Below are 22,645 nucleotides of genomic sequence, written 5' to 3'. Positions count from 1 at the left end.
GTAGGTAGTATACTAACTACTAAGGATATGAGAGGGATTTATGGAAGACGTATTCAAGGAACTGCAAAAGCTCGGCCTTTCGCCATACGAGTGCAAGGCTTACGTCGGCCTGCTGAAATCGCACCCTGTCACCGGCTACGAAATAAGCAAGCGCTCGGGGGTGCCCCGGTCGATGATTTACGAGGTGCTCGGGAAGCTGATGGACAAAGGCGCGGTTCATCTTGTCCCATCCGAGCCGGTAAAATACGCTCCGGTGCCGGCGGACGAATGGATCGGCCGTTTGAGGAAGCAATTCGACCAGTCCTTTGCGTATTTGGAGAAATCGTTGACGATGCTTCAGCAGGAGCGGGAAATGGATGTCATCTGGCACATCCGCAGCGACGAATCGGTCATGAACGAAATCGCTGATCTGATCGGCAGAGCGGAGAAGGAGCTGTGGCTTTCCGTCTGGGAGCCGCAGGTACCCGAGGTTAAGGCGTCGGTGGAGCGTCATCTCCGGGAGGGCGTTCCTGTGTTTTCCGTTCTGTTCGGGGCACCGGAGACGCAGATCGGGACGACGTTTCACCATGACTACATGACGCCCGAGGTGGTGAAAGAGCGTACCGGCGGCTGCTTGACGATTGCCGCCCGGGACGGGGAAGAGGTGCTAATTGCCAATTTTTCGGGGGAATCGACCGCTTGGGCGGTCAAGACGCACGACCCGGCTCTCGTGCTGGTGGCGACGGAATATGTCCGGCACGACATCATGCTCGAAGAAATTACTTCCCAATTCGGTCCGGAGAAACTGGATGCGCTGTGGCGGATTAACCCGGCTCTGACTCATGTCGTGACCGGAAAGCGGTTCGAGTCCCGGGAGGAATCATGAGCGAGAAGCCAATGCATGCGGTTTACCCGGGAAGTACCGGAAACGAAGAAGGCTTTATTCAAGGCGTGAAGGACTGCTTGCCTACGGTGCTGGGCTATTTGAGCATCGGATTCGCGGCCGGCGTCGTCGAGAAGACGGCGGGTATGTCCCTTGCCGAAATTGCGCTGATGTCCTTGCTGCTGTATGCCGGTTCGGCGCAGTTCATCGCTGCCGGCATGATGGCGGCGGGCAGCCCCTCCACGGCTATCATTTTTACCGTATTTTTCGTCAACCTGCGCCATCTTCTCATGAGCGCAGCGCTGGCGCCTTATTTTCGGCATCTGCCGATATGGAGAAATGCAGGGATCGGCTCCCTGTTAACCGACGAGACGTTCGGCGTAGCCGCTTCCCGACTAACGGGCAAGTCCAAGGGCAGTGAGAAGTGGATGTTCGGCTTAAACGTGACCGCCTATCTCAACTGGCTCGTCGCCAATGTGGCCGGGGGCATTTTCGGTCAATGGATCCCCGACCCGGAAAAATTCGGGTTGGACTATGCGTTGCCTGCCATGTTCATCGGGCTGTTCATGCTTCAACTGATGGAGCGGTCGAAGCCCGGCGTAGATATCCTCGTTGCATTTAGCGCCGTGGTGACGGCCATTGCCGGAAGTGTTTTTATATCCGAAAGCGCAGGCGTGCTGATCGCGATCTTGTTTGCCGCAAGTATAGGAGTGTGGATTGAAAAATGGAAATAAGGCCGAGCTTTCTATGGATGCTTCTGGGAGCGTCGCTCGTAACGCTGCTCCCGAGAATATTGCCGCTTATCGTGCTAAGCCGCATCCGGCTGCCGGATTGGGGGCTGCGCTGGCTCGGTCATATCCCGATTGCCGTGATGTCCGCCTTGCTGGCGCAAGAGCTGCTCGTTTCGAAAGGCGCCTTCTCGCCGCAGCCTGTTGCTCTGCTGGCCGCCGTTCCGGCATTTGCCGTAGCTTATTTCACACGGAGCTTGTTGGGTACGGTTGTGACGGGCATTGCGGCGACGATGCTGTTCCGTTATCTTTCCTCGCTGCTTGCCTTGTCATGAAATGAGCATCAAGAGGAGACAGGGAGTTCCGCGGGAAGCGGGACGGACCTGTCCTCTTTTTTTTGAGAGCGAGACGAGGGGCGGTTTACTCAGATGCACGCGTTGATGTAACCCCTCGCGATTAAATATTCCACGACTTTGGCTGCGCTTGCTTCTTCGGTTTCCTGTTCCGTATCGACGACAAGCTCGGGCTGCTCCGGCTCCTCATAAGGATCGGAAATCCCCGTGAAATGAGCAATTTCCCCGTCTATCGCCTTCCGGTAAAGTCCTTTGACGTCCCTGCGGATGCATTCCTCCAGCGAACATTTCACATATACTTCGATGAAAGGATCGGTCTCCCGGCGTACATAGTCTCTCATGGACCGGTAGGGGGATATAAAAGAGGCCAGTACGATAACCCGGTTGCGGGTGAGCAGATTGGCCACGTAGGCCACCCGCTCGATGTTTCGGAACCGGTCTTCGCGCGAGAAGCCAAGATCGGCGCAAAGCTGCCGCCTTACTTCGTCGCCGTCCAACCGCTCGACGGGGAATCCGGCGGCTGCGAGCTTTTCTTCGACCAGCCGGCAGATCGTTGATTTTCCGGCGCCGGACAGACCGGTTAACCAAACTGTAGCTCCGCTAGACATATGCAATTCTCCTTCTTTTTAAATTTGACGGACATAGACATAAGAAAGAAGCTTGAAGATGGCACCTATGGTTAACGAACCGCATCCGGATTCGGATGCCATATTGAACGAAAAGGGGAAATCGGAATGGATGTCATCATCTCGGCCGTCGCCAACCGTACGGGCTCAACCCTGGTCCAGCGCATTTTCAATGCCCGCCGGAAAACGCTGATTTGGGGAGAGCACGGGGGAATCGTATCCGAATTCGTCAGAATCGGCGAGCTGGCGGGATACTTCTCGATCCAAGGCAGGGAGGAAAAGGAAGCTTACTTCAAGAGCGGCGAGGATCCGAACACTTGGATTGCCAATATGTCGCCCGATGTGGAGCGAATCAGGGAAGGGGTCGCGCAAGCCCTCAAGGCATGCTTCAGCGCCATGTATGCGGAACACCGGGACGATCACGACCGAATCGGCTTCAAGGAAGTCCGTTACGGGAAACAGGAAATCGAACTGCTGAAATCATGTTACCCTGCCGCCGTTATCGTACTGTTGGTCCGTCATCCCGCTGCTGTATGGAAAAGCGAAACGTCTTACTGGTCGGGGGATGCGGGCTTGTTCGCCCGGATCTGGAACGAGCGGGCGCTGCAGTATGCGGAGCTTCACGATCCGGACCGGGGCATTCATCTGCTGCGGTACGAGGAGCTTGTCGAGCGGGACGAAACCGCGCTCGGCCTGCTGGCGAAGCTGGCCGACGTTTCGCGCGACGAGATCGACAACGTGCTGGACGTGAATTTGAACAGTACCCGTACCGAACGGCCGGCCATCGATATCGAGCAAATCCGGGCGATATGTCAGGAAGGGATGGAGCGGCTTAGCTACATCGATTAAATGGATGCAGTCAGGAGACTTCTTCGTTGAAAAGGCTCCTGACTTTGCCCGAGAACCTGCCTCGTAGACGCTAAGCTTGAGGCTTCTTCCGCAAGGTGGTCATCGAGAAGCCGCAGCCTTGCAGCAGCGTGTCGATAAACCGGTTTAAAGCGGGATTACCCGTATCCGCAACGCGGGATTGCGTGAGCTCGTTGCCGTAGATTTGCAGCATTTGATCGGTTAAATATTTGTTGAACCAACCCATGACAAGGTCTGCTGCGACGCGGCTCGTCGGATTGTCGATGTCGGCGAACGCCGAGCAGAATTCCTCTCCCCAGAACCGGCTGTTGAGAATATTGCTGATATTGAGAAGAGGGCGGATCGGAAAAGGGAACGCTTGAACGATTTCGAAGTGCTTGGCAAACCGGTCGAGGATATCTTCCAACGTTTCGACGCCGACGTGTCCTTCCATGTACACGTATTTGCGCACGATATCGTCCGGGTTCTTGGGGTTGCAGTTCAGATAGTCGATAAACCCCGACTCAATCCCGTGAAAGCCGTATCCGCCGGGCTTCGTAATGCGGCTTAGTTCCGCAATCATTCGATCCTTGCTCCGGAATTCGACATGACCGAAGAAGTCCATCGTATAAATGAAGTCGAACTCGTTGTCGGCATACGGCAGCCCTTGCACGACATCGTACGTCACCGCATGGTCGAAGCCGTTCTGCTTGGCGATCTCAATGCAGCTTGAGCTCATATCGACGCCGAACAATTCAATTTCCGGGAAAAAATGCTTCAATCTTGCGCCAAAGGTTCCGGAGCCGCATCCGACTTCGAGCACCTTGACCGGGTTGTTTGCTGTGTCGGACAAGCAGCGGCGAAGCGCTTCATACAGGTAATGCGCTTTTTGGTAGACAAGCGTGTTCCGCGTTGCCCGACTCTCGTTCGCTACGACACCCATCACATTGTTGTATGCGTATCGTTCCTGGTAATAAGCGGCGGGATCGATGTCGAAAAGGGCGTAGGTAATATCGTCCTTCGTAAAAGGAGATTTCTCGCTCAACGTTCATTCCTCCTAGGATCGTGCGCAGCCCACGCAGTGGCATAAACCACTATATTCCGCGACCCTATGCGGCGAAACCTCAAAGAGGGGCTTCTTGCGAATTTCGCATCCGCTCCGGGATTGATTTATCGGCTGGCTTCGGTAAATTTGACATGCGGCCGGGAAAACGGGTAAACTAATAGTGAAGTTAACTTAATAGTTAAGGTGATTAAGATGAATGAAGAACTGATCCGTTACGTAAAAGAGATCAACCAAGCCGAATACGACACCAATGTGATGCTAACGCTGGAATATGCCGCGTTGGTCGATGAGACGATTACGGATAAGCAGCTCATTGTACTTGGTATGGTTCATGAGCACGGCCGCCTTAATACGGGCGAGATTGCTGATAAAATGGGAATTACGCCGAGCGCCGTCAGCCAATTTCTCGGCAAGCTGGAGAAAGCGGGGTACATTAAGCGGTCGATCAATCCGAGTAACCGCAGGGAGATCATCGTCGAGCTGGATTCGCGGGGCACCGAATATATGGCCCGAAACGAGCAGATCGAGCGTTCCATTATTGAACGTTACTATTCGAAGCTGGGGTTGGACGATATTTTGACTTTGAGAAAAATTGTTTTGAAGCTGAAGGCGATTGTTGAAGAGGAACAGGCGAAAGGAGACTAATTTTTTTGAACTATTATTAAGTTTACTAAAATATTAATATTGATTAATCGTTTATAACGAAACGACTTCCAAGAGAGGAGATCAACTCGATTGCGCGTGAATCATACGACGAATTTTGAACAAGCTGTCGAGCGTATCGTTCAGCCTTATGTCAGCAAAAGGAAACATGCGGTGCTGTCGGTCGGCATCTTGTGCGGAGGGGAGAGGCTTGTGTTCGGCTTCGGGGATTTGCGGCCGTTCGGAGCGGTGTCCTATGACAACCTTATGTACGAAATCGGTTCGATCACGAAAGTATTTACTACCTCGCTGCTCACGTTGCTGATCGCCGAGGGCTCGCTCCGCCCGGACGATTCGCTGGGGAAGTTTGAGCCATCGCTTCCCGGCCGTCATCCGGTGACGCTTGCCCATTTGGCCACGCATACGTCGGGGCTGCCGGGCTATCCGGTCTTCAAAGCATGGCGCAACCGTTTCGATAAATCGCAGCATCGCGATCCATACTGCCACTTTACGCTGCAGGAAGCCATTTCCTATCTGCAAAACGTACCATCGGGCAAAGTGGGGCGAAAATTTCGTTATTCGAACGAGGGAACGGGGATACTCGGCCGGCTTCTGGCGGGATGGCTTGGAACGGACTACAAGACGGCCATCACCGAACGTCTATGTGTACCGCTTCATTTACCGGACACGGGCATCACGCTGACTTTGAAGCAGCAGGCGAGAATGCTTCCGGGTTATGCCGGGAAAGACGTGCAGCGGCCCGAGACGCTGCTGCGCGATTATGCCGGGGCCGGAGCGCTTCGCTCCACGCTCAACGATCAGCTCACGTTCCTGTCCGCCCATTTGGGCGACCATCCCAACGAAGAGCTGTGTCAGGACCTGTTGATCAGCCAACAGGCCTATGCTCGTCACAGCAAGACGATCAGCGTCGGTCTGGGATGGATCATCGACGAGCGCGGCAAGTTCGTTTGGCATAACGGATCTACGCATGGGTTTTCCAGTTTTATGGGATTTCATCAAGACCGGTCGTCCGGCATCGTCGTGCTCTCGAATTACCGGTCCGGTCTCTTGAGCGATTCCGTCGACCGGATTGGTCTCGACTTGCTTGATTTGTTAAAAAAGCCATAACCAGACTATCGGTCCGCAGCCTCGTCGATATTCGCTCCGAGCGATTGAAGCTTTAAGACCGCGATTTCCTCGTCCAGCGAGTAAGGCGCCTTCATGATTTCATTGCCTAGCCGGTCGTAATGCTCGTTCATGTATTGGAGCGACAAAGCCAGCATGGCCAAGCGCATGTCGGTCATCTCTGCGCAGTCATCATCCGCGGACCTCCTGTTCACGGGCGGCTTTGCGTCATAAATATAAATTTTCCGACCGTCAATCAGTTCGTACCGCTCTAGATTATCCCGAACGGTGCGGTGCGATACGGCGATATCCGCAAGCTCGTTCGTATTGATCTCGCCGCCGGGAAGTCCTGCCTGGCAGAGCAAGACGCCGTCTTTCATCAAAAAGTAATGCTTCCCGCCGATCGTATCTTGAGCTCCGGTCGCAGTAATCAGAAGGTCTCCGATCAAGGCCGCTTCCTGCAAGCGCATGACTTGGCAGCCGTCCATAAAAGCTTCGACCGCCTTCCAGGGATCGATTTCCGCGACCACGACATGGGCGCCGAGGGCTTTGGCCTGCATGGCGATCGCTTTGCCACACCGGCCGTAGCCTGCGACCACGACGGTTTTGCCCGCTGCGGCGAAGTCCGCCGTTTGCAGCAAGTCATCCCATACGGACGGTACGGTGCCGCACCGGCGGTCGAACGGATCCATGCCGAGCGCATCGTCCAGAACGATCATCGGAAACGGAAGCCGTTGTTCCTTTTCCAGTCTCGTCAGTCGCAGCAAGCCGGCTCTCGTCCGTGCTACGGCGCCGCGAATGCCCGCCATCAAGTCGGGGCGCTCCGACTGAAGCGTGCGTATCAGTTCCCCGTTGTCGTCGACGATCAGATGAGGCCCCGTCTCCATGGCGCAGAAAAACCGTGCCTTGGCAGACTCCGGCTCCGAATCGGATTCGGCGATCACGGTTATCCCGTCGGCTGCCAAGGCGGCACCTATCTCGCCATTGTTCGAAAGGGGGCCGCCGTCGGTTAGGACCACTTCCGCGCCCCCGCCCTGGAGCGTCTTCCCGAGACAGGCTGTCGCCGCTTCCAGAGGAAGAGCAAGGACGATCTTCAGTCCCTTGAGCGGCTGCCCGAGCGCGAACCGTTCCCGGATTCGGCCCAGAACGGGCATTTGCGAGCTTGCCCGGCTGATCTTAAACCGTCCTTCCTGCGCCAAGGCGCTATCGGCAATCCAAGTGCGGACTATGGCTTGCATCGTTGGTCATCTCTTCCTTTCCACGGTAGGATTAGAAATACGCAAACGAGCAATAGTACGATCATCCGATAAGGAGATTCGAGCCAGCCCAGCGCATAGCCATAAATAAGATAGCCGAGGTCTTGAAACGGGATCGTTTCGCCTGTCGTCATCCGTGAGAGCCAGGAGAGAAGCGACACGATATCCATCGTCAGCCCTCCTCCTTACGGCAAACATACACGAAGGCCGGAGGGACATTGAACGGAACGAAATGTATCCCTTCAATGGCAAATTGTCTCCCGAACTGCTTGCGCATTTGCTGCGAATATTGAAAAGCGACGAACCGTCCGCCCGGTCTGAGGGAGGCTGTAATTTCGCTGAGGAGACGATCGCGCAAGCTTTGCGGGAAATTGAAATACGGAAGTCCGCTGATCACGCAGTCGAGCGAATTGATTCCTTCTGTCCGTAGAACGGATTGCAAACACCGAGCATCGTCGTAACAGGCGCAGTCGGCGAATCTCTCCTGCAACCGACCACGCAGCTCTGCATCTCTTTCGAACAAAAGAACGCGGGTATTGTCCTTTTTGGCCTTCTGAATATATTCCGTAATCGCACCAGTACCGGCGCCAAGCTCCGCGATAGCGTTCACTTTCTCCCAAGCCACCGATTCGACCATCTTTTTCGCCAAAAACGCGGAGCTTGGCGTCACGCTGCCGATTTGTTGAGGCGCGCGCGAGAACTTATACAAGAACAGCAGCTTTTCCTGAAGCGTACTCATGCCAGTGCTCTCCCTTCTCCATCTGCTTTCTTCATCCTATCGAATAAATCTTCAGAACGAGTGCAGAAATTTCTAAAGGAATTCTGAAGAATTTATAAAGCGGCATTAATCCAAACTATTCGGCGTGTGGGTTTACGGCAACATTTTTGTTAAAATGGTACATGTCCTGCACGTACCGAACTTATGCAGGAAGAAAGGGGATCGAGATGGCATCACGGACTGCTTTGCCGGCGCCGGATGATTTGAAGCGGCGTTTGCTGACTCTTGCGGCGTTAAATGTAATCTTATGCCCGGAAGAATGGCTCCGGTATCATACGTTTATTCCAAATTGGGCGCCGAACGTCTCGCTTGCGAAAATCGACAACGGCGCCGGAGACCACTTGTTCGTTTTGTTTGAGCCGGAGGGCGTCATTTTGAAAGGGTTCGACCACGAATCCGAGCTAAGCCCGCACGCCCGAGACGAGTATGCGGTATGGCCGGGAATCTACGACGGGGCGCCGGAAGCTTTGCTGGCTTTCCTTGAGGATGAAGCGCTGGAGAAAGAAGACGTAACCTTCTGCATATGGCGCGAAACCGGTGATTCGCAGTGGAGAATAGGGGAGGTACGGATACCGGAAGGCGCAGACGACGGCTCGGATTTTTTGCTCGGAACGATCTTCGAAACGCCGGAGGACTATGCCGACTGGGCGGAAGGCTACTTCGACATGCCGATTCCGGTCGAGCCTGTCAAAGCTTTGTATGCGGCCCTCGCGATCAGCGTAGAGGCGATCCGTTCTCTGAATCCGGAACGAAACGTAGAGGAAGCTCTTCTGGAGCTTGAAGCTTTAGGGATTACGGCGACGGACCGGGAGAGGTTATCGTGATCATGAGGATCGAAACGCTCGGCGCGGAGCCTGTGGAATGTTTCGCCTATCGGACCGCGACCGGTTCGGACGGTATCACGGAAGCGCAGCTGCCTGTGTACGTGGGACAGATGAGCGCTTTGCCGCCATCGGTCGATGCGCTGATCGTGACCTCCGATTTGCAGGGGATGATGCGGACCACGGACGGGAAAGACGTCATGCTCGGCGAAGGACTTCCCGACTATTTATCGCTGCTGATCGGCATCGAGCGCCCCGATATTGCTCCCGATCGGGTCGGCGTTCTGCTATGCGGCGATCTGTATGGCGACCTCCGGCGAGGGGGCAGCGGCGACCCGTCCGGCGTATGGTTTAAATTCGGCGAAACGTTTCGCTGGGTCGTCGGAGTGGCTGGCAATCACGACCTGATGGACGATGCCAAGAAGCGGCAGCTTTCCGGCCGAAGCAATATCTGTCTGATCGACCGGCCGGGAATCGTCGAATTCGGCGGCGCGGCATGGGGCGGTCTCGGAGGCGTGATCGGCAGACCGGACAAGCCGAACCGGATGACGGAAGCGGACTACCTGCAAGTGTTGCGCAAGCTGCTCCACAAGCAGCCTCATGCGCTGCTGCTTCACCAAAGCCCGGATGTGCCGGAACGGGATGCCCAGGCAGCCCCGAGATTCGCGCGGTACTGGAGAGCGGGCCGGAAGCGCTCGTATTCTGCGGCCATTCTCATTGGGACGACCCGCTGGCTTGCCTGCCCGGCGGAACGCAAGTCTTGAACGTCGATGCCAAGGTGTGCATTTTTACAAGATAGGGCGGAGACAGGCGAAGCAACAAGAAACACCGGCCATATCGGGCCGGTGTTACTGTTAAGAAAGTGGTCAAATGAGGTAATAGAGGTTACGATGGGGTGGGGTATCCACTTCCGACCGCTGTTGTCCTCGGGAAATTTGATTTGAAGCCGCTAAGTAGCGGACATTTCCCGAAGACAAAGGCGGCCGCTATCGCTTCTCCAGTGGATACCCCACCTCCGTTTGTATCTCTATTTTTGTAAAAGCCCATTTTCTTAACACCCTAAGAGCCTCCATATCGAGACCTGTTTACTAACCTGCGTCTGCTCCGGCTAAGGCTGATCTTTTGACCGCTCCGGATCGAACGCCCGGTAGCTGCCGGGCAAATCCTGCTCCGTTGTCAGCTTGGTCAGCTCGACGGTTTGAATGTTCCCGCTCGGGTCCATCGCTTTAATCTCGGCGCTATGATAATTCAGCTTCCGCTCTTTGAGCGTTCGCAGAACGGCTGCGCTTTTGGTCAAAAACGCTTCCTTCGTCAGCTTTTCGTATCTTGCATCGGACGCGCCGAATAGGATCACGTAGCGCAGCTTCCCGCTCTCGCTGGCCCGCAGCTTCTCCGCTTTGTCCAGTTTGTCGGGGGCCAAATAATAAAAGTTGGCGTCCAATTCGTCCTGCGTAATCTCCAGCTTGGCTTGCGGAGAAGCTTGCACGTTGAGCGAAGGCATCGGATCGACCGCAGCGGCAATCGCAGTTTTCAAATCGTCGCTGCGTTCTTCTCCAAATTGGTTGTCCAGCTTAAATTTGTACTCGTCGGTCACGCTTCCGTCCCGGTAGAAGCCGATGCTCGCCGTCTGCCGCACGCCGTTCATCACAAACTCGAACTTCCCGTAATGCCGCTTGTCTTTGAAGTTGAAGAACACTTTCTTGAAGTCGAGCGTCCCTTGTTCATACGTCCGGTTGACGTAGTCGTTCGTTTGAAGCAGCGCCTTCGTATATCCGACCGGATTGCCCCAGAAGGAGAAATAACCGGCACAGCTGAAGTAAAGGATCGCCGCTCCAAGCGCGATTAATCCCGTTTTGGCTGCTGTTTTCGCCTGCCTGAGCCCCTGCTTTACCAATAGCGCAGCCCCGACGCCGACCGCCGCATTGACAAGAGCGATAACGGTATCGAATGGAATATAGCTCGAATTGTGTTCGCTTAACAGCCCGCCGAGCAAGCCAAACGGAATCGTTGACGCAACAATCGGCAGCGAACGGGAGTAGTATAAGCGGCACACGAACGGTGTGAGGATCAGGAACGGAATTGTCGACAGAAAATGAACTTCCGCACCGCTGATAATGCAGGTCATCAGCATGGCCACCAGTACGCTGACCAGCTTGATCCTGCGCTGATATTTGCCGAGCTGCGCGATCAGCTCCTCAATCTGCCGCTTCTTGTCCGGCTCGGGACGGCTCTGCTCGTGGCTCTCGTAATCCTGCTTCATCGTCTCATAATAGCGGCGGCACTCCTCACAATCCGCGATATGCCGTTCGACGAGCGCGGCGCTCTCTTCACTTGCTAGCCCCTCCACATGGAGCGGCATTAAATCTTTCACGATACTACATGTGTTCATCCTCGCCGTACTCCTTTCTCAGCTTTTCTTTCATCCGGTAAAAGTTAACGCGGCAGTACGTTTCGGTCCGGTCCGTCAATTGCGCAATTTCCTTAAAAGATAGCCCATGGAGCAGCCGCAGCCGCATAATATCCCGATGGGGCGGATCGAGCCGGTTCAAACGTTCCATGATTTGCTCAGCCAGCACCTTGTCGCTAAAATCCGTATGGGCGGCGAGCTCCGATTCGGGAGAATCGTCCAGTGGAAGCTGAAGTTTGTTTTTTCGCAAACTCCGGTACAACTGGCGCTTGGCGATGCCGAACAACCACGTTTTGAGCGAAGAACTGCCATTGAAGCTGTCCATATGCCGGAGCGCTTCGAGGAACGTATTTTGTATAATGTCGTCAATATGGTCGGGGTTCGGGTACCGGGTAACCAGGAAACGGTACAAATCGTCGTAATAAAGCAGATAGATCTTCGTTATCGGATCATACATTAATGCACCTTCTTGTCGGCTGGGTTTCGTAAAAGCTTTCTCTCTCTCTTATTAGTGCCTGCAAGCCCCATTTTCGTTACAGCCGTCCTATCCAAAATTGTAAAAGAACCCGCAAGGTTTGTCAGCCAAATGCCGGCGCTTTTAACAGCGAAGTAGATCGAAAGCCATGAGGTATGCTACCATGTTCGGTAGGAATGGAGTGGACAAGATGGACAAAGTGAAAGTTTTAATTATCGAAGACGAAGAAGCTATCGCGGATTTACTGGCCTACGGCTTGAATAAAGAAGGCTTTCTTACGACGATTGCCCATACCGGAGCGGACGGGCTCAAGGCCATCGAGCAATTCCAGCCGGATCTGCTGCTGCTCGATTGGATGCTCCCGGACGTCAGCGGGCTCGATATATGCAAAAAGGTAACGGAGACCCGGAACATTCCGATCATCATGCTGACGGCCAAATCGGACATTACGGACAAAATTGTCGGCCTGGAGTTTGGCGCTGACGACTATATTACCAAGCCGTTCGACCTCCGGGAAGTGATCGCGCGTATCCGGACGATACTTCGGAGAATGACTCAGGCCCACAAGCCTACGGAGGAGCTGGCCGACGAGCCGGTCCGTTTCAAAAATATTGAAATCATCGAAAGCGAGCGCCTGGTCCGGAAAAATAACGAGATCGTCGAGCTGACGCCCAAGGAATTCGATCTTCTGATGACGCTGTACCGGCACCGGGGCAAAATTTTTACCCGAACGGAGCTGCTGGACTTCGTTTGGGGCTACGAATATGTCGGCGATACGCGAACGGTCGATATTCATATCCAACGGCTGCGCAAAAAGCTGGAGGCGGGCGACGTGATCGTGACCGTGTTCGGCGTGGGGTACAAATTTGACAAACAGGTGGATTGATGGCATGATTCCGACGCCGACCATCAAAGTAAAATTTTTGCTGGGTCTCTTTGTTATTTTTTCCGCCTCGTTTTTGCTGCTCAACCACTTTATCGTGCAGATTATCGAGACCAGCAACGAGAAGATCATGACCCAGGACTTGATCGGCCTCAAGAAGAACAGCAGCGTCTATGTGAAGCAGGCTTTTATGATCAATCATTTCGGCAACGACGAGATCTATTTCCGCCAAATGGCGAAAGACGTGGTGGAAGAGCTTCGGCAGGTCACTTCCAGCGAGATTAGCGCTTACGGTGTGAATGGGGAGCTGATCTACGCTTCGGGCAACTGGAAAGAGCCAAGTAAGACGGGCGACGATCTGGACCATGCCTTGAACGGCAAAACTTCTTACACGATCAATTACACGGACAGCACGGCCGAAGCTTACTACTCGTACCCGGTCGTCATCGACGGGAAAAAAGTAGGGATTTTGCGCTTCGCCAAAGACTTCTCCTTGCTGTATGAGCAGAGCAGGCATATTTTGGATGTTATTTCGTACGTTACCATCGCTATCTTCGCTGCTGCGTTTATCTTTTCGTATATTTTATCGCGCAACATCACAATCCCGATCGTCAAGCTGACCAAGGCTTCCACGGAAGTGACGAACGGCAATCTGGATATCCGCCTTTCATTTCGCAGGAAAGACGAAATCGGCCAATTGGCGGATAACTTCGGGACGATGATCGAGAAGATCAAGGCCCAGATCGGACGCATCCAGAAGGACCGGGACCGCTTGGAGGAGTTGAACCGCCATCGCAAGCAGTTTTTCGACAATGTGACGCACGAATTAAAAACGCCGCTCACGTCCATCCTGGGCTATGCCCAAATGATCAAGGAAAACGGGCAAACCGACGAAGCCTTCTTCGACAAAGGCATGAACCATATCGTCGACGAAAGCAAGAGGCTCCACGACATGGTAGTCAAATTGTTGGAGCTTTCCAAGGAAACGTCCGATCAGGAAGCGTTCGAGCCTGTGTTGGCCGGGCGGCTGCTTCAAGACGTCTGCGAGGGCATGAAATTCAAAGCCGAACGATACCGGAAAACGATTCGCTGCGAGGTGGAGGAGGGGCTGTGGGTTGATGGAAGCGAACCCAAACTAAGGCAGTTGTTCATCAATATTATCGATAATGCGATTAAGTACGGCTTCGCGCATACGGCGATTTCGGTGAAGGCGCAGCTTGTCACAGGTCGCGTGCACATGACGGTTACGAATCAAGGGGAGGACATCCGTCCGGAGGATTTGTCGAAAATTTTCGAGCCGTTCTACCGGGCCAATATGCGAAAGTCCAAAGAGATGGGCAGCTGCGGCTTAGGACTCAGCATCTGCAAAGCGATTATCGACGACCACCAGGGAAGCATCGTGATCTGGAGCGCCGATCAGGAAACGAGCGTAGCGATTGAACTTCCTTATACGAAGCCGAAGAGAGGAACTGCAGAATGAAACGGATATTCCTGTGGGCGGCGGCGTATGTTCTGCTGGCCGTTATCGTCACCGGCTGTACGGGGGCGCTGAAATCGAAGACCGTTATTATTCCCGACGCGGAAGAAGGCCGCGAGCTGCAGAGCTTAGGCGAGACATTCGAAGTGAACAAAATTTATAAGCTGCCGGAGAACGAGGAAGGCGAGCTGTTCGGCTGGACCGACAAGGAGCACGTGCTTGGCTATTTTGGTAAAAGGGGCCGGGAGCGAGGCTTCGAGCAGTTGGACTACGAATTCAAGACCCGGCAGTCCTGGCCGGACATCAATGGATTTGTGCACGGCATCAAAGTATCTGCTGACGGCGCGTATGCTTCGTTTTCCGTTCAGACCGGCGGCAAAGAGAAGCTAATGCTGCTTCATTTGGCGGATCAAAAGCAAACCGTCCTGCGAGAGTGGGCCAACAAAGAGGGAGTTGTCGTGACGGGGCAGATGTCGTGGTCGAATAACGGGCGTTACGTCTCCTTTGTGCAAGAGAATGGGAACCAGGAGGCTGTCATTGTCGTTTATGACGTGACACGTCAGGAGACGAAGGAATTCAAGTTCCCCGGGAAAACGGAGAACCATCATTTTTACTCCGTTCGGGTTTCGGATGACGGGGCAAGCGCATTAATTTTCAAAATAGCGGCTCGTCAGCCCTACATCGCTTTCGGTTCACTTCAAGGCGATGCCTTCGTAAGCCAGTATGAGCATCCCGTAAGCAGCGAGGGAAACGGCGATTTTGTGAATGACGATCAAATCGTTTTTGTCGGGGAGGAAGGCTCGTTAACGCTATTCGACCGCCGGAATGCGAAGACAACGATTTTGCTGGAACGGAGCGGCGTGTTTCAGCTCTCGCGCGACCGCAAATATATCGCCTACTCCAAAGGCCGCGAAAATCTGTACGTGGCCAAGCTGCAAGGAAACAATATCATGAACGAAAAAGAAATCTACAAGGGAATCGTTCCCGAGCAAATCGAGTGGAGTCCGGACAACCGGAGGATGCTGCTGAACGGCAGGAAATGGTATGAGTCCCGTCCTGTTGTCAGCGCTCCGAGTCCCGCCCCATTTTCCCAAAACAATTCCCTATTTATTATTGAGTTTAAGTGAAGCGTCCCTATGTCTTGCTGCGCAAGATACGGGGATTTTTTTGTTGACTAGTATCCTCTTTGGCTGCTCGGTTACATTTTGTTTACAAGTTGGAGAATTCAGGAAAGTTGCTTGTGTGGAGAGGACTTTCGGGGAGTTTAAGAATGATTTACCCACAAATTACCTACTGATCATCTTATGAGCTCATGATCCTTTCAAAACGATTCGGAATTGCCTTGCGCTGCTCCGCAGTCACATGAAGATAGATGCGCTTGGTTATTTCATCGTTTTTGTGACCGAGCCGTTCCTGAATTACAGCCGCACCATTATCGATACTTGGATGAGTCCGGCATGGAAGGAGCTGGACGCAAAACGGCAGGAGGCAGAACAGGCCGGAGACGGCACCGCGGCCGCAGCGTATGAACAGCAGGCCGATTACATTCACTGGTTGGGAACGAGATGCGGAAGGCTTCGGGGCAGGCGCCGACATAACCGGGATAACCATCTAAAAAATGCTAATAAATTACTTAATATATAATATTTGTATATATTTGTTTGGACAACCTATGTAATATTTTGTAGAATTTTATTTTATTCGACATGAAATATATGAGAAAAAAGGAGAGATTTGTTTTGAAAAGAAGAATTTCTTTATTATTATCCATAATTATGTTAATTATGCTTTTTTCATCTGTGCCTGCCTTTGCATATCAAAATGGACTTTTGCATGGAAAACAGTTGTCTAAAAGTTATCAAGTGGGTGAAGGTCCAGTTTTCTTACGTGGAGAATGGACTGATGGCAATGAATCTACCTACGCAGAACTGAATAAAGATGTTTACGCATGGTATAAATTCGATAATGTTAAGACAATAAATTCTACTAAATTTCTTGTGAATTCTAATATCGATATTATTTTTTATGATGATTCTAAAAATGTTATTTATAAGTATAAATATGTTCCATCTGGCCCTGCGAGTGTCCAACAAATTAATTTTCCTAATTCAATTGCAAATGTAAAATTTGTTGCTCTATTTGCACCTTATGACATTTTAGTTTATGAATTTGATGTTTTCGAGAACCGGATTAATGTTCCTGGGAGTTTCCCCTCTAATCTAACTGCTACAGGGGGAGATGCAACGGTCACACTTAATTGGAATTCAGTTTACCGTGCTAATGGATATAATATAAAAAGAGCAACTACTCCAGGAGGTCCATATACTACTGTTGCTAGTGATGTGTATGGTTCAACCTACACAGATACTACAGTTACCAATGGAACTACTTATTACTACGTTGTTACGGCAAACAATCCCGACGGAGAGAGTGCAAACTCTAATGAAGCTTCCGCAACGCCACAAAGACAAGTAACGCCACCTTCTGGTGGTAGAGCAATTTTAGTCGTTACCTTAGATACTGGCCTTGAAAAAGAGTTCGATCTCTCTACGACTGAAGTAAATGCATTCATCACCTGGTACGAAGGAAAAGCTGCTGGAACCGGTCCGGCCTCCTATGCGATCGATAAACACGACAATAACAAAGGACCTTTCAAAAGCAGAAAAGATTATGTGATCTTCGATAAGATTCTCACATATGAAGTGAATGAGTATACGCCAGTAACAAAATAATATAACGAATCCCCGCTGGCTTAGGCTGGCGGGGATTTTCTTTTGCTGGTGAATTATCGCAGTATCCTTGTAACTTAGTCAATCGTACATAAGAAAATTAGAACTAAATACCCGCAAATTAAAACGTACGCAAAGAAACGAAGAAATTGTAAAAGCATTACTTCAAACTCCCATATCCTATATTTTAGGCAAACTTTACGTTTTCTAGTTGAAACATTTATGCCAATGAATAAAATTTTACGATATAAACTTAAAAGTTTCAATGAAGAAACGTTTATGATCATTATCTATTTTGTGGGAATTGTCTACACTAACCTACAGGGGGTGTGGACTACTGTGAATGTTCTTCAGAAGACAGGTGCCCGAATACGCACTTTGCGAAAATTAATGGGAATTTCGCAAGAAGCTTTGGCAGAGAAAGCCGACTTGCACTATGTATATATCGGGAGTATGGAACGTGGGGAGAGGAACATAACTCTTCAGAACCTCGAAAAGATTGCTAAGGCTTTAAATGTGGAATTATATGAGCTTTTTGAATTCGAGGATTTAGACATAACTGACGATGTTACTACTGCTGCAATATTGGCGGCATTAAGAGATAAAAGCGAAGAAGAAAAACGGTGGATATTCCAAATAATAAATTTAATACTTAATGGGAAATAAACTAAATGCCTCGCCAGACTGAGCCAGAGCGATTTTCTTTTGTAAATAGTTTTATATCGAGGACATCTCAGAATTAGGACGCCAGCGTGTAACCGCGGCGTTCTTTTTGTTGCATGTTCGTATTCCGTTCGCATATAATACAAACGTATGTTCCTATTTGGAGGCGAATGAGATGAGTACTAAATTAAGCGGGAACGGAATCTGGGAATCGTCCAATATGATGATCCCGCAGCATCGTGAGAGGTCTGTACAGCAGGAAAGGGAAACAGAGAAACAGGTGCGGCCCGAACTGACTGAGGATGAGCAGCGGGAGCTTTTCGGTCGGCTGCGCTCATCATGGTCCAACACACTCAAGGTGACAGTCACGTTTTACGACGGACGTCAGTACCGCGAAATCTCCGGCATTGTGTCGGAAATGGATCAACTGTACGTAAAACTGGAGCTGGAACGCAGATGGATGTTGTTAAATTTCGCGGATGTAGCCGGAGCTGAATTTATTGTTGAATAGATCGGCGACAAATGAAGAGCTGCTTCGCGATTCCGTTCTTCTGCCGAAGGCGCTGGCCTTAATCGAAGAGGAGGCGCGGACAATTTCCACCTCAAGCAATCTTACCCGACGGCTACACCTTGCAGCCGCGAAGGTGATACACGTCCGGCTGACGAATGAGCTGGCTAGTGTTCGGAAGGAAATGCGACAGCGCGGGATTCGGGCGGAAAAGATCGATATTAGCCGTGAGGAAGCCAAAGCGTTGATTGCCGAAAAGCTGGCGCGACATATTCGAGATATCACGGAAAAGTTGCAGCGGCATAGCGCCAATAAATAACGAAAATCCCCAGCTATTTACTAGCGGGGATTTTTCTATGTTCTAGTGCCGTGCGTTTCCGAATATAACGATGTATGCAGCTTACCGATTTCAAATCTAATATGTGGGAGGGTGTTTGAAATGAGCTTTAATTTTCAAGGGCAAGGGTTAAAAAAGGTATTCGCAATACTTCTGAGTGCGGTTTGTTTCACGGGCTTAGGCACAAGGGAGGCTTTGGCATATCCTCTTGAGACTTATTGGGATTGCAGCGATAAACTTTATTACTGTCAAGCAGCCGATCTGATTCCCGGACTTTCAACGTACCAGAACACTATTACTCTCTATGTTCCCGAAGGGACTGTAATTTCATACCATTACAAGGATGATAGACCGGAAAAACCCTTTGATGATTCATTCACGAAAATTTCACTTTCATATTTCTACGATAAGTTTCAAGTAGAACATGTTGCTTACCATGAAGTCCGTAGAGGGGGCGAAGCCGGAGGAGAGGTGATTGCTGCGCCGAAATCGAACGGTTATTATCTTACTATACAATGTTGGTCCTGGAATGAAGGCAACGAATGTAGCGGCTCAGGTTACTTACGCACACTGAAATGAAATGATACGGCTGGCAAGGGTGTAATAAACCGAAATCCCCGCCAGCCTAGCCAGTGGGTTAAATCGAGGCCGCCAAAGTGTTAAACCTCCGGCTTACGAAGTGCATCCGACAAGATTTTTGGAAAGTTCGACTAATTTTGTTCAGGATAATACCGTTTTTCTGCCAGATAATCAAAAAGGTCAAAAGTTAATTTTAAATATTGTATTGTTGATCTTGTTCAGATTAACTGAACAAAAAAAAGATAAAGGAGCGATTGTCATGAAAAAAATTGCATCCTTGACTTTACTTTCAGCATTAGCCATCACTTCCATTACTTCTGCTGCAAGCGCTGAACAAATACCGTCACGCGAGTTTAGTCCTACTGTTACAGAATCTTCTCAATCCACAGTTGAACAGAAAGAATTTAGAGTTGAAAGAGTGTACAGTTCCAGAGAAGAGATTCCGAATTGGATTGAGTACGAAGAGGACGGTTATAAAGGTATCTTGGGTCTGTATGATTGGTATGAAATTGAACTGATAGGCTATATTGGAGTCTTTACTGGGATATTATACAGATAAATGATGGCAGGAACCGTAAGCACCCGCAATGGGTGCTTTTTCACTGTTGAACGACCCTGCTGCATACCTCCCGCGTTTATATCCGGGGGGCCGAAGCCCCCTCGCTATTTTGGTCCCTTCGTTTCAATGATCGCCGTTGCGAGCTCGAAGCCGTAGCTGTCCCCCTTGGCAAATTCCTGCCCGGCTTCGTCTGTCCGTTCCAATGCTTCGGCACTCCAAAATTGTTGAAGGAATTGCAAGTTTTTATAAATTTTCGCAGCTCACCGACCATGCTGCTTTTTGCCTCCTTTAAGGGACCGAAGTCCCGGCCTATACTGAAAGCTTCATTGCAAGTTTCACGATTCGTTCATGATGTTGAATCCAGTTTTTTCGTAGTAGCTCCATTTCATTAGCGGAGAGCCTGCCGGTCTTTTCTGCTACGTTCAAGGCCCATTCTACAAGGACTGATTCAGCATCGAGATAAATGTCTTCGACTTGTTCAACCAGTTCCCAATTCTCAGATTCGACAGCCGCATCATATGCTGCTTTTGCTGTCGCATATGCTTGCTGAATTTCATTCATGGTCGTAACCTCCTGCAACTATTTCCGACTTCGTAAAGCCTGAATAAGACCGATCACTGAGAGGACTAAAACCGGAACCCAAACGATCCAAAAGAGTTTGTCCATGCCTAATCCCTCCATTTATTTTAATTTTGCTTTATGTTAAGATTGGGAAGAGAGGGCCGGGTCGCATCCGACCCTCTCGGAGGAACCTATTTACGTTTGCCGGGGTGGCTGCGTTTGGTTCCTTTTTTGTTGTTCTTGCGGCTGCCATTTTTAATGTAATGATAGCTGTTACTAGCTGGATCAGCGCCGTAAGAAGAAGTACCCAATCTTTCATGTTTCTTGTTCACCTCCTTTCTATCTCTATTATGTACTGGTACCAGTATATTTTTTTCTGATATTATAAGAACAGAGGGAGGCGTTAACTATGGTAGAAAAAAAGCAGAACGCCGCCACGCGGGCCAAGGAAAAATACAACGCCGCTCATTACGACCAGGTTAAATTCGTCGTCAAAAAGGGCGGGCGGGACACGATCGATGCCGCTGCGGAGCAGGCCAAAACGAGCAGGAACGCTTACATTTTGGAAGCGATTAAAGAAAAGATGGAGCGAGACGGATTTGACGGGTATCTCGATTTCACGGGGGAGGAGGGATAGCGAATTACTCTTTTTGTTGTATGTTCGCATTTTGTTTGCATATAATAAATACAAACAAATGTTTCTATCTGGAGGCGAACACAGTGGAAAAGCAAATGCTTCGAAATGTTGGCCGATAGGTTGAAATCATTTACCTTGGGAATGACGGCAGCATGACACAGCGAAGGATTGCAGTGCGGTCGGTTGAACGAGGCAGGGTCAAAGCGTTTTGTTTCCAGCGGCAAGCGGCGCGAGTTTTCAAACTGGAGAATATCCTTGCCGTACAACAGGTGGTGCGTCATGCTGGCTGATGCTGAACGGAAAGTGCTGCGGATCATTGCGAATTACTCGTCCGGCCGTCGAAGGATGCCTTCATTACGGGAATTAGAGAGGAAAACGGGAAAGAGCGAAAAAAAGCTATTGGAGACTTTGGCGGAGCTGGCGAGGGAAGGATATATTTCTTGGTCCATGGCCGATCCTGAACGGATCACGTTGATCCAAGCGTGGGAACGGGGGAAAGGAGACAAGGGAAGCAGCTGGTGGCAGGTGTACGGTTCAAGGTGATCATTTTTATAAAAAAGTCCCCGCCAGTACAATACTGGTCAGGGACTTTTTGCGTTATTCAACTCTAATTCCAGAGAATCGTTTCCCACAAGTTGCCCACAAAAATGGTGTCAAACCATGGCCAAACCTGTCATACATTATTCACCACGAAAACCTGAGGACCCGTTATTTTGCTGGAATTTGTACCATGTTGTCCATCGTTGTCCATCTCGGTTACATTTTGTTTACAAGTTGGAGAAGTTTTGGTAACAACGTTGACTTATAACTAGGTTCAGGGAAACAAATTTCATAGAAAGGTAGAACGAGATGAAGAGGACAAAACGACTGCTGCGTTTGCGGATTGGTATCGTTGTGCTCGCGATACTATCCGGCTATTTCATCGCCGATGCGATGCTCCCCCAGACGGAGGCAAAAGTGAGAGAGGTGAAGGGAGAGCAAGTCCAGAGTCAAGCGAACCCGAAGCCGCCGAAGAAGGATAAACAGGTCGCATTGACTTTTGACGATGGCCCGGATGCGAAATATACCGTCAAAATTTTGGATATTTTGAAAAAATATAACGCGAAAGCGACTTTTTTTGTCGTCGGCTATCAGGCGGAGAAATACCCGGACGTTCTGTCCCGCATCGTCAAAGAAGGGCATGCGCTGGGGAATCATACGTGGAGCCACAAAGATCTGACCAAGCTGAACGGGCAGCAAATCAACAACGAAATCGTCAAGCTGAACAAGGTGATCCAAAATGCAACGGGCGAGGTCCCCAAGTATGTCCGGACGCCTTATGGTGCAGTTTCCAAAAAAGTGACCGAGGCCATCGAGCAAAACGGTCAGCACAATATGCTGTGGAATGTCGATACGCGCGATTGGGCGGGAGCGACGCCGGAGGACATGCTGAAGAACGTCAAGGCAAATCTGAAGCCCGGAGGCATCATTCTGATGCACAGCTTCGGCGGCAAAAAGGGCGATCTGAGCAATACGATCGAATTCCTGCCCAAGATGATCGAGGAGTTGCAGGAAGAGGGCTATTCGTTTGTGACGGTAGATGAATTGAAATCAAACCGGAAATAGAGGAGAGCATGCCAATCATGAAAAAGGCTGCTCTTGATTGTCAGTTGTACAAAAACCATCAAGGCTCTCAGTAGATTCGAACAGCGGAAAGGCGTCGAAAACCACAGCTCAGGTTGTAATGG

30 protein-coding genes are annotated in these 22,645 nt (G+C 50.8%); 21 read left to right on the top strand and 9 right to left on the bottom strand.

What is annotated here, in order from left to right; all coding sequences use genetic code 11:
• The first annotated feature begins 40 nt into the window (after positions 1-40).
• Genes NI000_RS06980 through NI000_RS06970 form a run of 3 tightly spaced genes read left to right on the top strand, consistent with a single transcriptional unit; the run spans position 41 to position 1,925 of the window.
• Positions 41-865 carry a TrmB family transcriptional regulator gene (locus NI000_RS06980; protein WP_253409035.1) on the top strand — a complete coding sequence of 275 codons (825 nt, stop codon included), beginning with the start codon at positions 41-43 and terminating at the stop codon, positions 863-865.
• Positions 862-1,596 carry an AzlC family ABC transporter permease gene (locus NI000_RS06975; RefSeq protein ID WP_253409033.1) on the top strand — a complete coding sequence of 245 codons (735 nt, stop codon included), beginning with the start codon at positions 862-864 and terminating at the stop codon, positions 1,594-1,596. Before NI000_RS06980 ends, NI000_RS06975 begins: the two co-directional genes overlap by 4 nt.
• The gene (locus tag NI000_RS06970; protein WP_054973097.1) at positions 1,587-1,925 is read left to right on the top strand and encodes an AzlD domain-containing protein; all 339 of its coding nucleotides are present in this window, start codon (positions 1,587-1,589) and stop codon (positions 1,923-1,925) included. Before NI000_RS06975 ends, NI000_RS06970 begins: the two co-directional genes overlap by 10 nt.
• Before the next feature lie 89 nt (positions 1,926-2,014).
• Here the strand turns inward: NI000_RS06970 and cysC are convergent, their stop codons facing one another.
• A complete protein-coding gene (gene cysC / locus NI000_RS06965; protein WP_253409031.1) occupies positions 2,015-2,551 on the bottom strand; it encodes an adenylyl-sulfate kinase in 537 nt (178 codons plus the stop codon).
• A gap of 126 nt (positions 2,552-2,677) precedes the next feature.
• On the opposite strand from cysC, the gene NI000_RS06960 reads away from it, so the two are divergent.
• Positions 2,678-3,418 (top strand): sulfotransferase, encoded by a 741-nt coding sequence (locus NI000_RS06960; RefSeq protein ID WP_253409029.1) that lies wholly within the window; start codon positions 2,678-2,680, stop codon positions 3,416-3,418.
• A 70-nt stretch (positions 3,419-3,488) separates the two neighbouring features.
• Here the strand turns inward: NI000_RS06960 and NI000_RS06955 are convergent, their stop codons facing one another.
• A complete protein-coding gene (locus tag NI000_RS06955; protein WP_253409027.1) occupies positions 3,489-4,460 on the bottom strand; it encodes a class I SAM-dependent methyltransferase in 972 nt (323 codons plus the stop codon).
• Positions 4,461-4,673: 213 nt separating this feature from the next.
• Here NI000_RS06955 and NI000_RS06950 point away from each other — a divergent pair, with 213 nt between their 5' ends.
• Complete coding sequence (locus NI000_RS06950; RefSeq protein ID WP_253409025.1) at positions 4,674-5,126, top strand: MarR family winged helix-turn-helix transcriptional regulator; 453 nt, start codon at positions 4,674-4,676, stop codon at positions 5,124-5,126.
• A gap of 96 nt (positions 5,127-5,222) precedes the next feature.
• On the top strand, positions 5,223-6,251 hold the full coding sequence (locus NI000_RS06945) for a serine hydrolase domain-containing protein (RefSeq protein ID WP_253409595.1): 1,029 nt from the start codon (positions 5,223-5,225) through the stop codon (positions 6,249-6,251).
• Positions 6,252-6,256: 5 nt separating this feature from the next.
• Here the strand turns inward: NI000_RS06945 and NI000_RS06940 are convergent, their stop codons facing one another.
• The 3 genes from NI000_RS06940 to NI000_RS06930 are packed head-to-tail and all read right to left on the bottom strand — an operon-like array spanning position 6,257 to position 8,243.
• Positions 6,257-7,486: an adenosylhomocysteinase gene (locus NI000_RS06940; protein ID WP_253409023.1), complete on the bottom strand. Its 1,230-nt coding sequence runs from the start codon at positions 7,484-7,486 to the stop codon at positions 6,257-6,259.
• Positions 7,474-7,674, bottom strand: coding sequence for a hypothetical protein (locus NI000_RS06935; protein ID WP_253409021.1), 201 nt, complete (start codon positions 7,672-7,674; stop codon positions 7,474-7,476). Before NI000_RS06935 ends, NI000_RS06940 begins: the two co-directional genes overlap by 13 nt.
• A 2-nt stretch (positions 7,675-7,676) precedes the next feature.
• Positions 7,677-8,243: a class I SAM-dependent methyltransferase gene (locus tag NI000_RS06930; protein ID WP_253409019.1), complete on the bottom strand. Its 567-nt coding sequence runs from the start codon at positions 8,241-8,243 to the stop codon at positions 7,677-7,679.
• Between the two features lie 206 nt (positions 8,244-8,449).
• Between NI000_RS06930 and NI000_RS06925 the strand changes: the two genes are divergently transcribed.
• Both NI000_RS06925 and NI000_RS06920 read left to right on the top strand, forming a co-directional pair.
• Positions 8,450-9,106 (top strand): hypothetical protein, encoded by a 657-nt coding sequence (locus NI000_RS06925; protein ID WP_253409017.1) that lies wholly within the window; start codon positions 8,450-8,452, stop codon positions 9,104-9,106.
• A complete protein-coding gene (locus NI000_RS06920) occupies positions 9,103-9,867 on the top strand; it encodes a hypothetical protein (protein ID WP_253409015.1) in 765 nt (254 codons plus the stop codon). The genes NI000_RS06925 and NI000_RS06920 overlap by 4 nt, the downstream gene beginning before the upstream one ends.
• A gap of 344 nt (positions 9,868-10,211) precedes the next feature.
• On the opposite strand, the gene NI000_RS06915 is transcribed toward NI000_RS06920, so the two are convergent.
• Both NI000_RS06915 and NI000_RS06910 read right to left on the bottom strand, forming a co-directional pair.
• On the bottom strand, positions 10,212-11,492 hold the full coding sequence (locus NI000_RS06915; RefSeq protein ID WP_253409013.1) for a zf-HC2 domain-containing protein: 1,281 nt from the start codon (positions 11,490-11,492) through the stop codon (positions 10,212-10,214).
• Positions 11,479-11,967 carry an RNA polymerase sigma factor gene (locus NI000_RS06910; protein WP_253409011.1) on the bottom strand — a complete coding sequence of 163 codons (489 nt, stop codon included), beginning with the start codon at positions 11,965-11,967 and terminating at the stop codon, positions 11,479-11,481. Before NI000_RS06910 ends, NI000_RS06915 begins: the two co-directional genes overlap by 14 nt.
• Positions 11,968-12,175: 208 nt before the next feature.
• Between NI000_RS06910 and NI000_RS06905 the strand changes: the two genes are divergently transcribed.
• From NI000_RS06905 to NI000_RS06860, 10 genes are all read left to right on the top strand, one after another.
• Positions 12,176-12,871, top strand: coding sequence for a response regulator transcription factor (locus NI000_RS06905; RefSeq protein WP_253409009.1), 696 nt, complete (start codon positions 12,176-12,178; stop codon positions 12,869-12,871).
• 4 nt (positions 12,872-12,875) lie between these two features.
• On the top strand, positions 12,876-14,348 hold the full coding sequence (locus NI000_RS06900) for a sensor histidine kinase (protein WP_253409007.1): 1,473 nt from the start codon (positions 12,876-12,878) through the stop codon (positions 14,346-14,348).
• Positions 14,345-15,472 (top strand): hypothetical protein, encoded by a 1,128-nt coding sequence (locus NI000_RS06895; RefSeq protein WP_253409005.1) that lies wholly within the window; start codon positions 14,345-14,347, stop codon positions 15,470-15,472. The genes NI000_RS06900 and NI000_RS06895 overlap by 4 nt, the downstream gene beginning before the upstream one ends.
• 235 nt (positions 15,473-15,707) lie before the next feature.
• A complete protein-coding gene (locus NI000_RS06890) occupies positions 15,708-15,989 on the top strand; it encodes a hypothetical protein (RefSeq protein WP_253409003.1) in 282 nt (93 codons plus the stop codon).
• Positions 15,990-16,084: 95 nt separating this feature from the next.
• Complete coding sequence (locus NI000_RS06885) at positions 16,085-17,077, top strand: hypothetical protein (protein WP_253409001.1); 993 nt, start codon at positions 16,085-16,087, stop codon at positions 17,075-17,077.
• 294 nt (positions 17,078-17,371) lie between these two features.
• A complete protein-coding gene (locus tag NI000_RS06880) occupies positions 17,372-17,740 on the top strand; it encodes a helix-turn-helix transcriptional regulator (protein ID WP_309247879.1) in 369 nt (122 codons plus the stop codon).
• A gap of 172 nt (positions 17,741-17,912) precedes the next feature.
• Positions 17,913-18,248 (top strand): YolD-like family protein, encoded by a 336-nt coding sequence (locus NI000_RS06875; protein ID WP_253408997.1) that lies wholly within the window; start codon positions 17,913-17,915, stop codon positions 18,246-18,248.
• Positions 18,238-18,564: a hypothetical protein gene (locus NI000_RS06870; RefSeq protein ID WP_253408996.1), complete on the top strand. Its 327-nt coding sequence runs from the start codon at positions 18,238-18,240 to the stop codon at positions 18,562-18,564. Before NI000_RS06875 ends, NI000_RS06870 begins: the two co-directional genes overlap by 11 nt.
• Positions 18,565-18,684: 120 nt before the next feature.
• Positions 18,685-19,161, top strand: a complete 477-nt coding sequence (locus tag NI000_RS06865; RefSeq protein WP_253408994.1) for a hypothetical protein — start codon at positions 18,685-18,687, stop codon at positions 19,159-19,161.
• 118 nt (positions 19,162-19,279) lie between these two features.
• Positions 19,280-19,720, top strand: coding sequence for a hypothetical protein (locus tag NI000_RS06860; RefSeq protein ID WP_253408992.1), 441 nt, complete (start codon positions 19,280-19,282; stop codon positions 19,718-19,720).
• A gap of 309 nt (positions 19,721-20,029) precedes the next feature.
• Here NI000_RS06860 and NI000_RS06855 read toward each other — a convergent pair whose 3' ends face one another.
• On the bottom strand, positions 20,030-20,281 hold the full coding sequence (locus NI000_RS06855; protein WP_253408990.1) for a hypothetical protein: 252 nt from the start codon (positions 20,279-20,281) through the stop codon (positions 20,030-20,032).
• 191 nt (positions 20,282-20,472) lie between these two features.
• On the bottom strand, positions 20,473-20,613 hold the full coding sequence (locus NI000_RS06850) for a hypothetical protein (RefSeq protein ID WP_253408988.1): 141 nt from the start codon (positions 20,611-20,613) through the stop codon (positions 20,473-20,475).
• 77 nt (positions 20,614-20,690) lie between these two features.
• Between NI000_RS06850 and NI000_RS06845 the strand changes: the two genes are divergently transcribed.
• From NI000_RS06845 to NI000_RS06835, 3 genes are all read left to right on the top strand, one after another.
• Complete coding sequence (locus tag NI000_RS06845; RefSeq protein WP_253408986.1) at positions 20,691-20,918, top strand: transcriptional regulator; 228 nt, start codon at positions 20,691-20,693, stop codon at positions 20,916-20,918.
• A gap of 279 nt (positions 20,919-21,197) precedes the next feature.
• Positions 21,198-21,461 carry a helix-turn-helix domain-containing protein gene (locus tag NI000_RS06840; protein ID WP_253408984.1) on the top strand — a complete coding sequence of 88 codons (264 nt, stop codon included), beginning with the start codon at positions 21,198-21,200 and terminating at the stop codon, positions 21,459-21,461.
• 306 nt (positions 21,462-21,767) lie between these two features.
• Positions 21,768-22,523 carry a polysaccharide deacetylase family protein gene (locus NI000_RS06835; protein ID WP_253408982.1) on the top strand — a complete coding sequence of 252 codons (756 nt, stop codon included), beginning with the start codon at positions 21,768-21,770 and terminating at the stop codon, positions 22,521-22,523.
• The last annotated feature ends 122 nt before the right edge of the window (positions 22,524-22,645 follow it).

The sequence above is a fragment of the Paenibacillus tyrphae genome (genome assembly GCF_024158745.1).
In the GTDB taxonomy this organism is placed as follows: Bacteria; Bacillota; Bacilli; order Paenibacillales; family NBRC-103111; genus Paenibacillus_G; species Paenibacillus_G tyrfis_A.
The sequence above is the reverse complement of the archived record's forward strand: the minus strand, read 5'-3'. Positions and strand labels throughout refer to the sequence as shown.

Bases quoted from the DNA above. Each gene is read 5' to 3' on its own strand.
- NI000_RS06980 (WP_253409035.1), top strand. From the start codon at position 41: ATGGAAGACGTATTCAAGGAACTGCAAAAGCTCGGCCTTTCGCCATAC.
- NI000_RS06910 (WP_253409011.1), bottom strand. From the start codon at position 11,967: ATGTATGATCCGATAACGAAGATCTATCTGCTTTATTACGACGATTTG.
- NI000_RS06975 (WP_253409033.1), top strand. From the start codon at position 862: ATGAGCGAGAAGCCAATGCATGCGGTTTACCCGGGAAGTACCGGAAAC.
- NI000_RS06915 (WP_253409013.1), bottom strand. From the start codon at position 11,492: ATGAACACATGTAGTATCGTGAAAGATTTAATGCCGCTCCATGTGGAG.
- NI000_RS06855 (WP_253408990.1), bottom strand. From the start codon at position 20,281: ATGAATGAAATTCAGCAAGCATATGCGACAGCAAAAGCAGCATATGAT.
- NI000_RS06935 (WP_253409021.1), bottom strand. From the start codon at position 7,674: ATGGATATCGTGTCGCTTCTCTCCTGGCTCTCACGGATGACGACAGGC.
- NI000_RS06865 (WP_253408994.1), top strand. From the start codon at position 18,685: ATGAGCTTTAATTTTCAAGGGCAAGGGTTAAAAAAGGTATTCGCAATA.
- NI000_RS06960 (WP_253409029.1), top strand. From the start codon at position 2,678: ATGGATGTCATCATCTCGGCCGTCGCCAACCGTACGGGCTCAACCCTG.
- NI000_RS06950 (WP_253409025.1), top strand. From the start codon at position 4,674: ATGAATGAAGAACTGATCCGTTACGTAAAAGAGATCAACCAAGCCGAA.
- NI000_RS06895 (WP_253409005.1), top strand. From the start codon at position 14,345: ATGAAACGGATATTCCTGTGGGCGGCGGCGTATGTTCTGCTGGCCGTT.
- NI000_RS06845 (WP_253408986.1), top strand. From the start codon at position 20,691: ATGGTAGAAAAAAAGCAGAACGCCGCCACGCGGGCCAAGGAAAAATAC.
- NI000_RS06835 (WP_253408982.1), top strand. From the start codon at position 21,768: ATGAAGAGGACAAAACGACTGCTGCGTTTGCGGATTGGTATCGTTGTG.
- NI000_RS06930 (WP_253409019.1), bottom strand. From the start codon at position 8,243: ATGAGTACGCTTCAGGAAAAGCTGCTGTTCTTGTATAAGTTCTCGCGC.
- NI000_RS06840 (WP_253408984.1), top strand. From the start codon at position 21,198: ATGCTGGCTGATGCTGAACGGAAAGTGCTGCGGATCATTGCGAATTAC.
- NI000_RS06940 (WP_253409023.1), bottom strand. From the start codon at position 7,486: ATGCAAGCCATAGTCCGCACTTGGATTGCCGATAGCGCCTTGGCGCAG.
- NI000_RS06890 (WP_253409003.1), top strand. From the start codon at position 15,708: ATGAAGATAGATGCGCTTGGTTATTTCATCGTTTTTGTGACCGAGCCG.
- NI000_RS06900 (WP_253409007.1), top strand. From the start codon at position 12,876: ATGATTCCGACGCCGACCATCAAAGTAAAATTTTTGCTGGGTCTCTTT.
- NI000_RS06905 (WP_253409009.1), top strand. From the start codon at position 12,176: ATGGACAAAGTGAAAGTTTTAATTATCGAAGACGAAGAAGCTATCGCG.
- NI000_RS06925 (WP_253409017.1), top strand. From the start codon at position 8,450: ATGGCATCACGGACTGCTTTGCCGGCGCCGGATGATTTGAAGCGGCGT.
- cysC (WP_253409031.1), bottom strand. From the start codon at position 2,551: ATGTCTAGCGGAGCTACAGTTTGGTTAACCGGTCTGTCCGGCGCCGGA.
- NI000_RS06970 (WP_054973097.1), top strand. From the start codon at position 1,587: ATGGAAATAAGGCCGAGCTTTCTATGGATGCTTCTGGGAGCGTCGCTC.
- NI000_RS06875 (WP_253408997.1), top strand. From the start codon at position 17,913: ATGAGTACTAAATTAAGCGGGAACGGAATCTGGGAATCGTCCAATATG.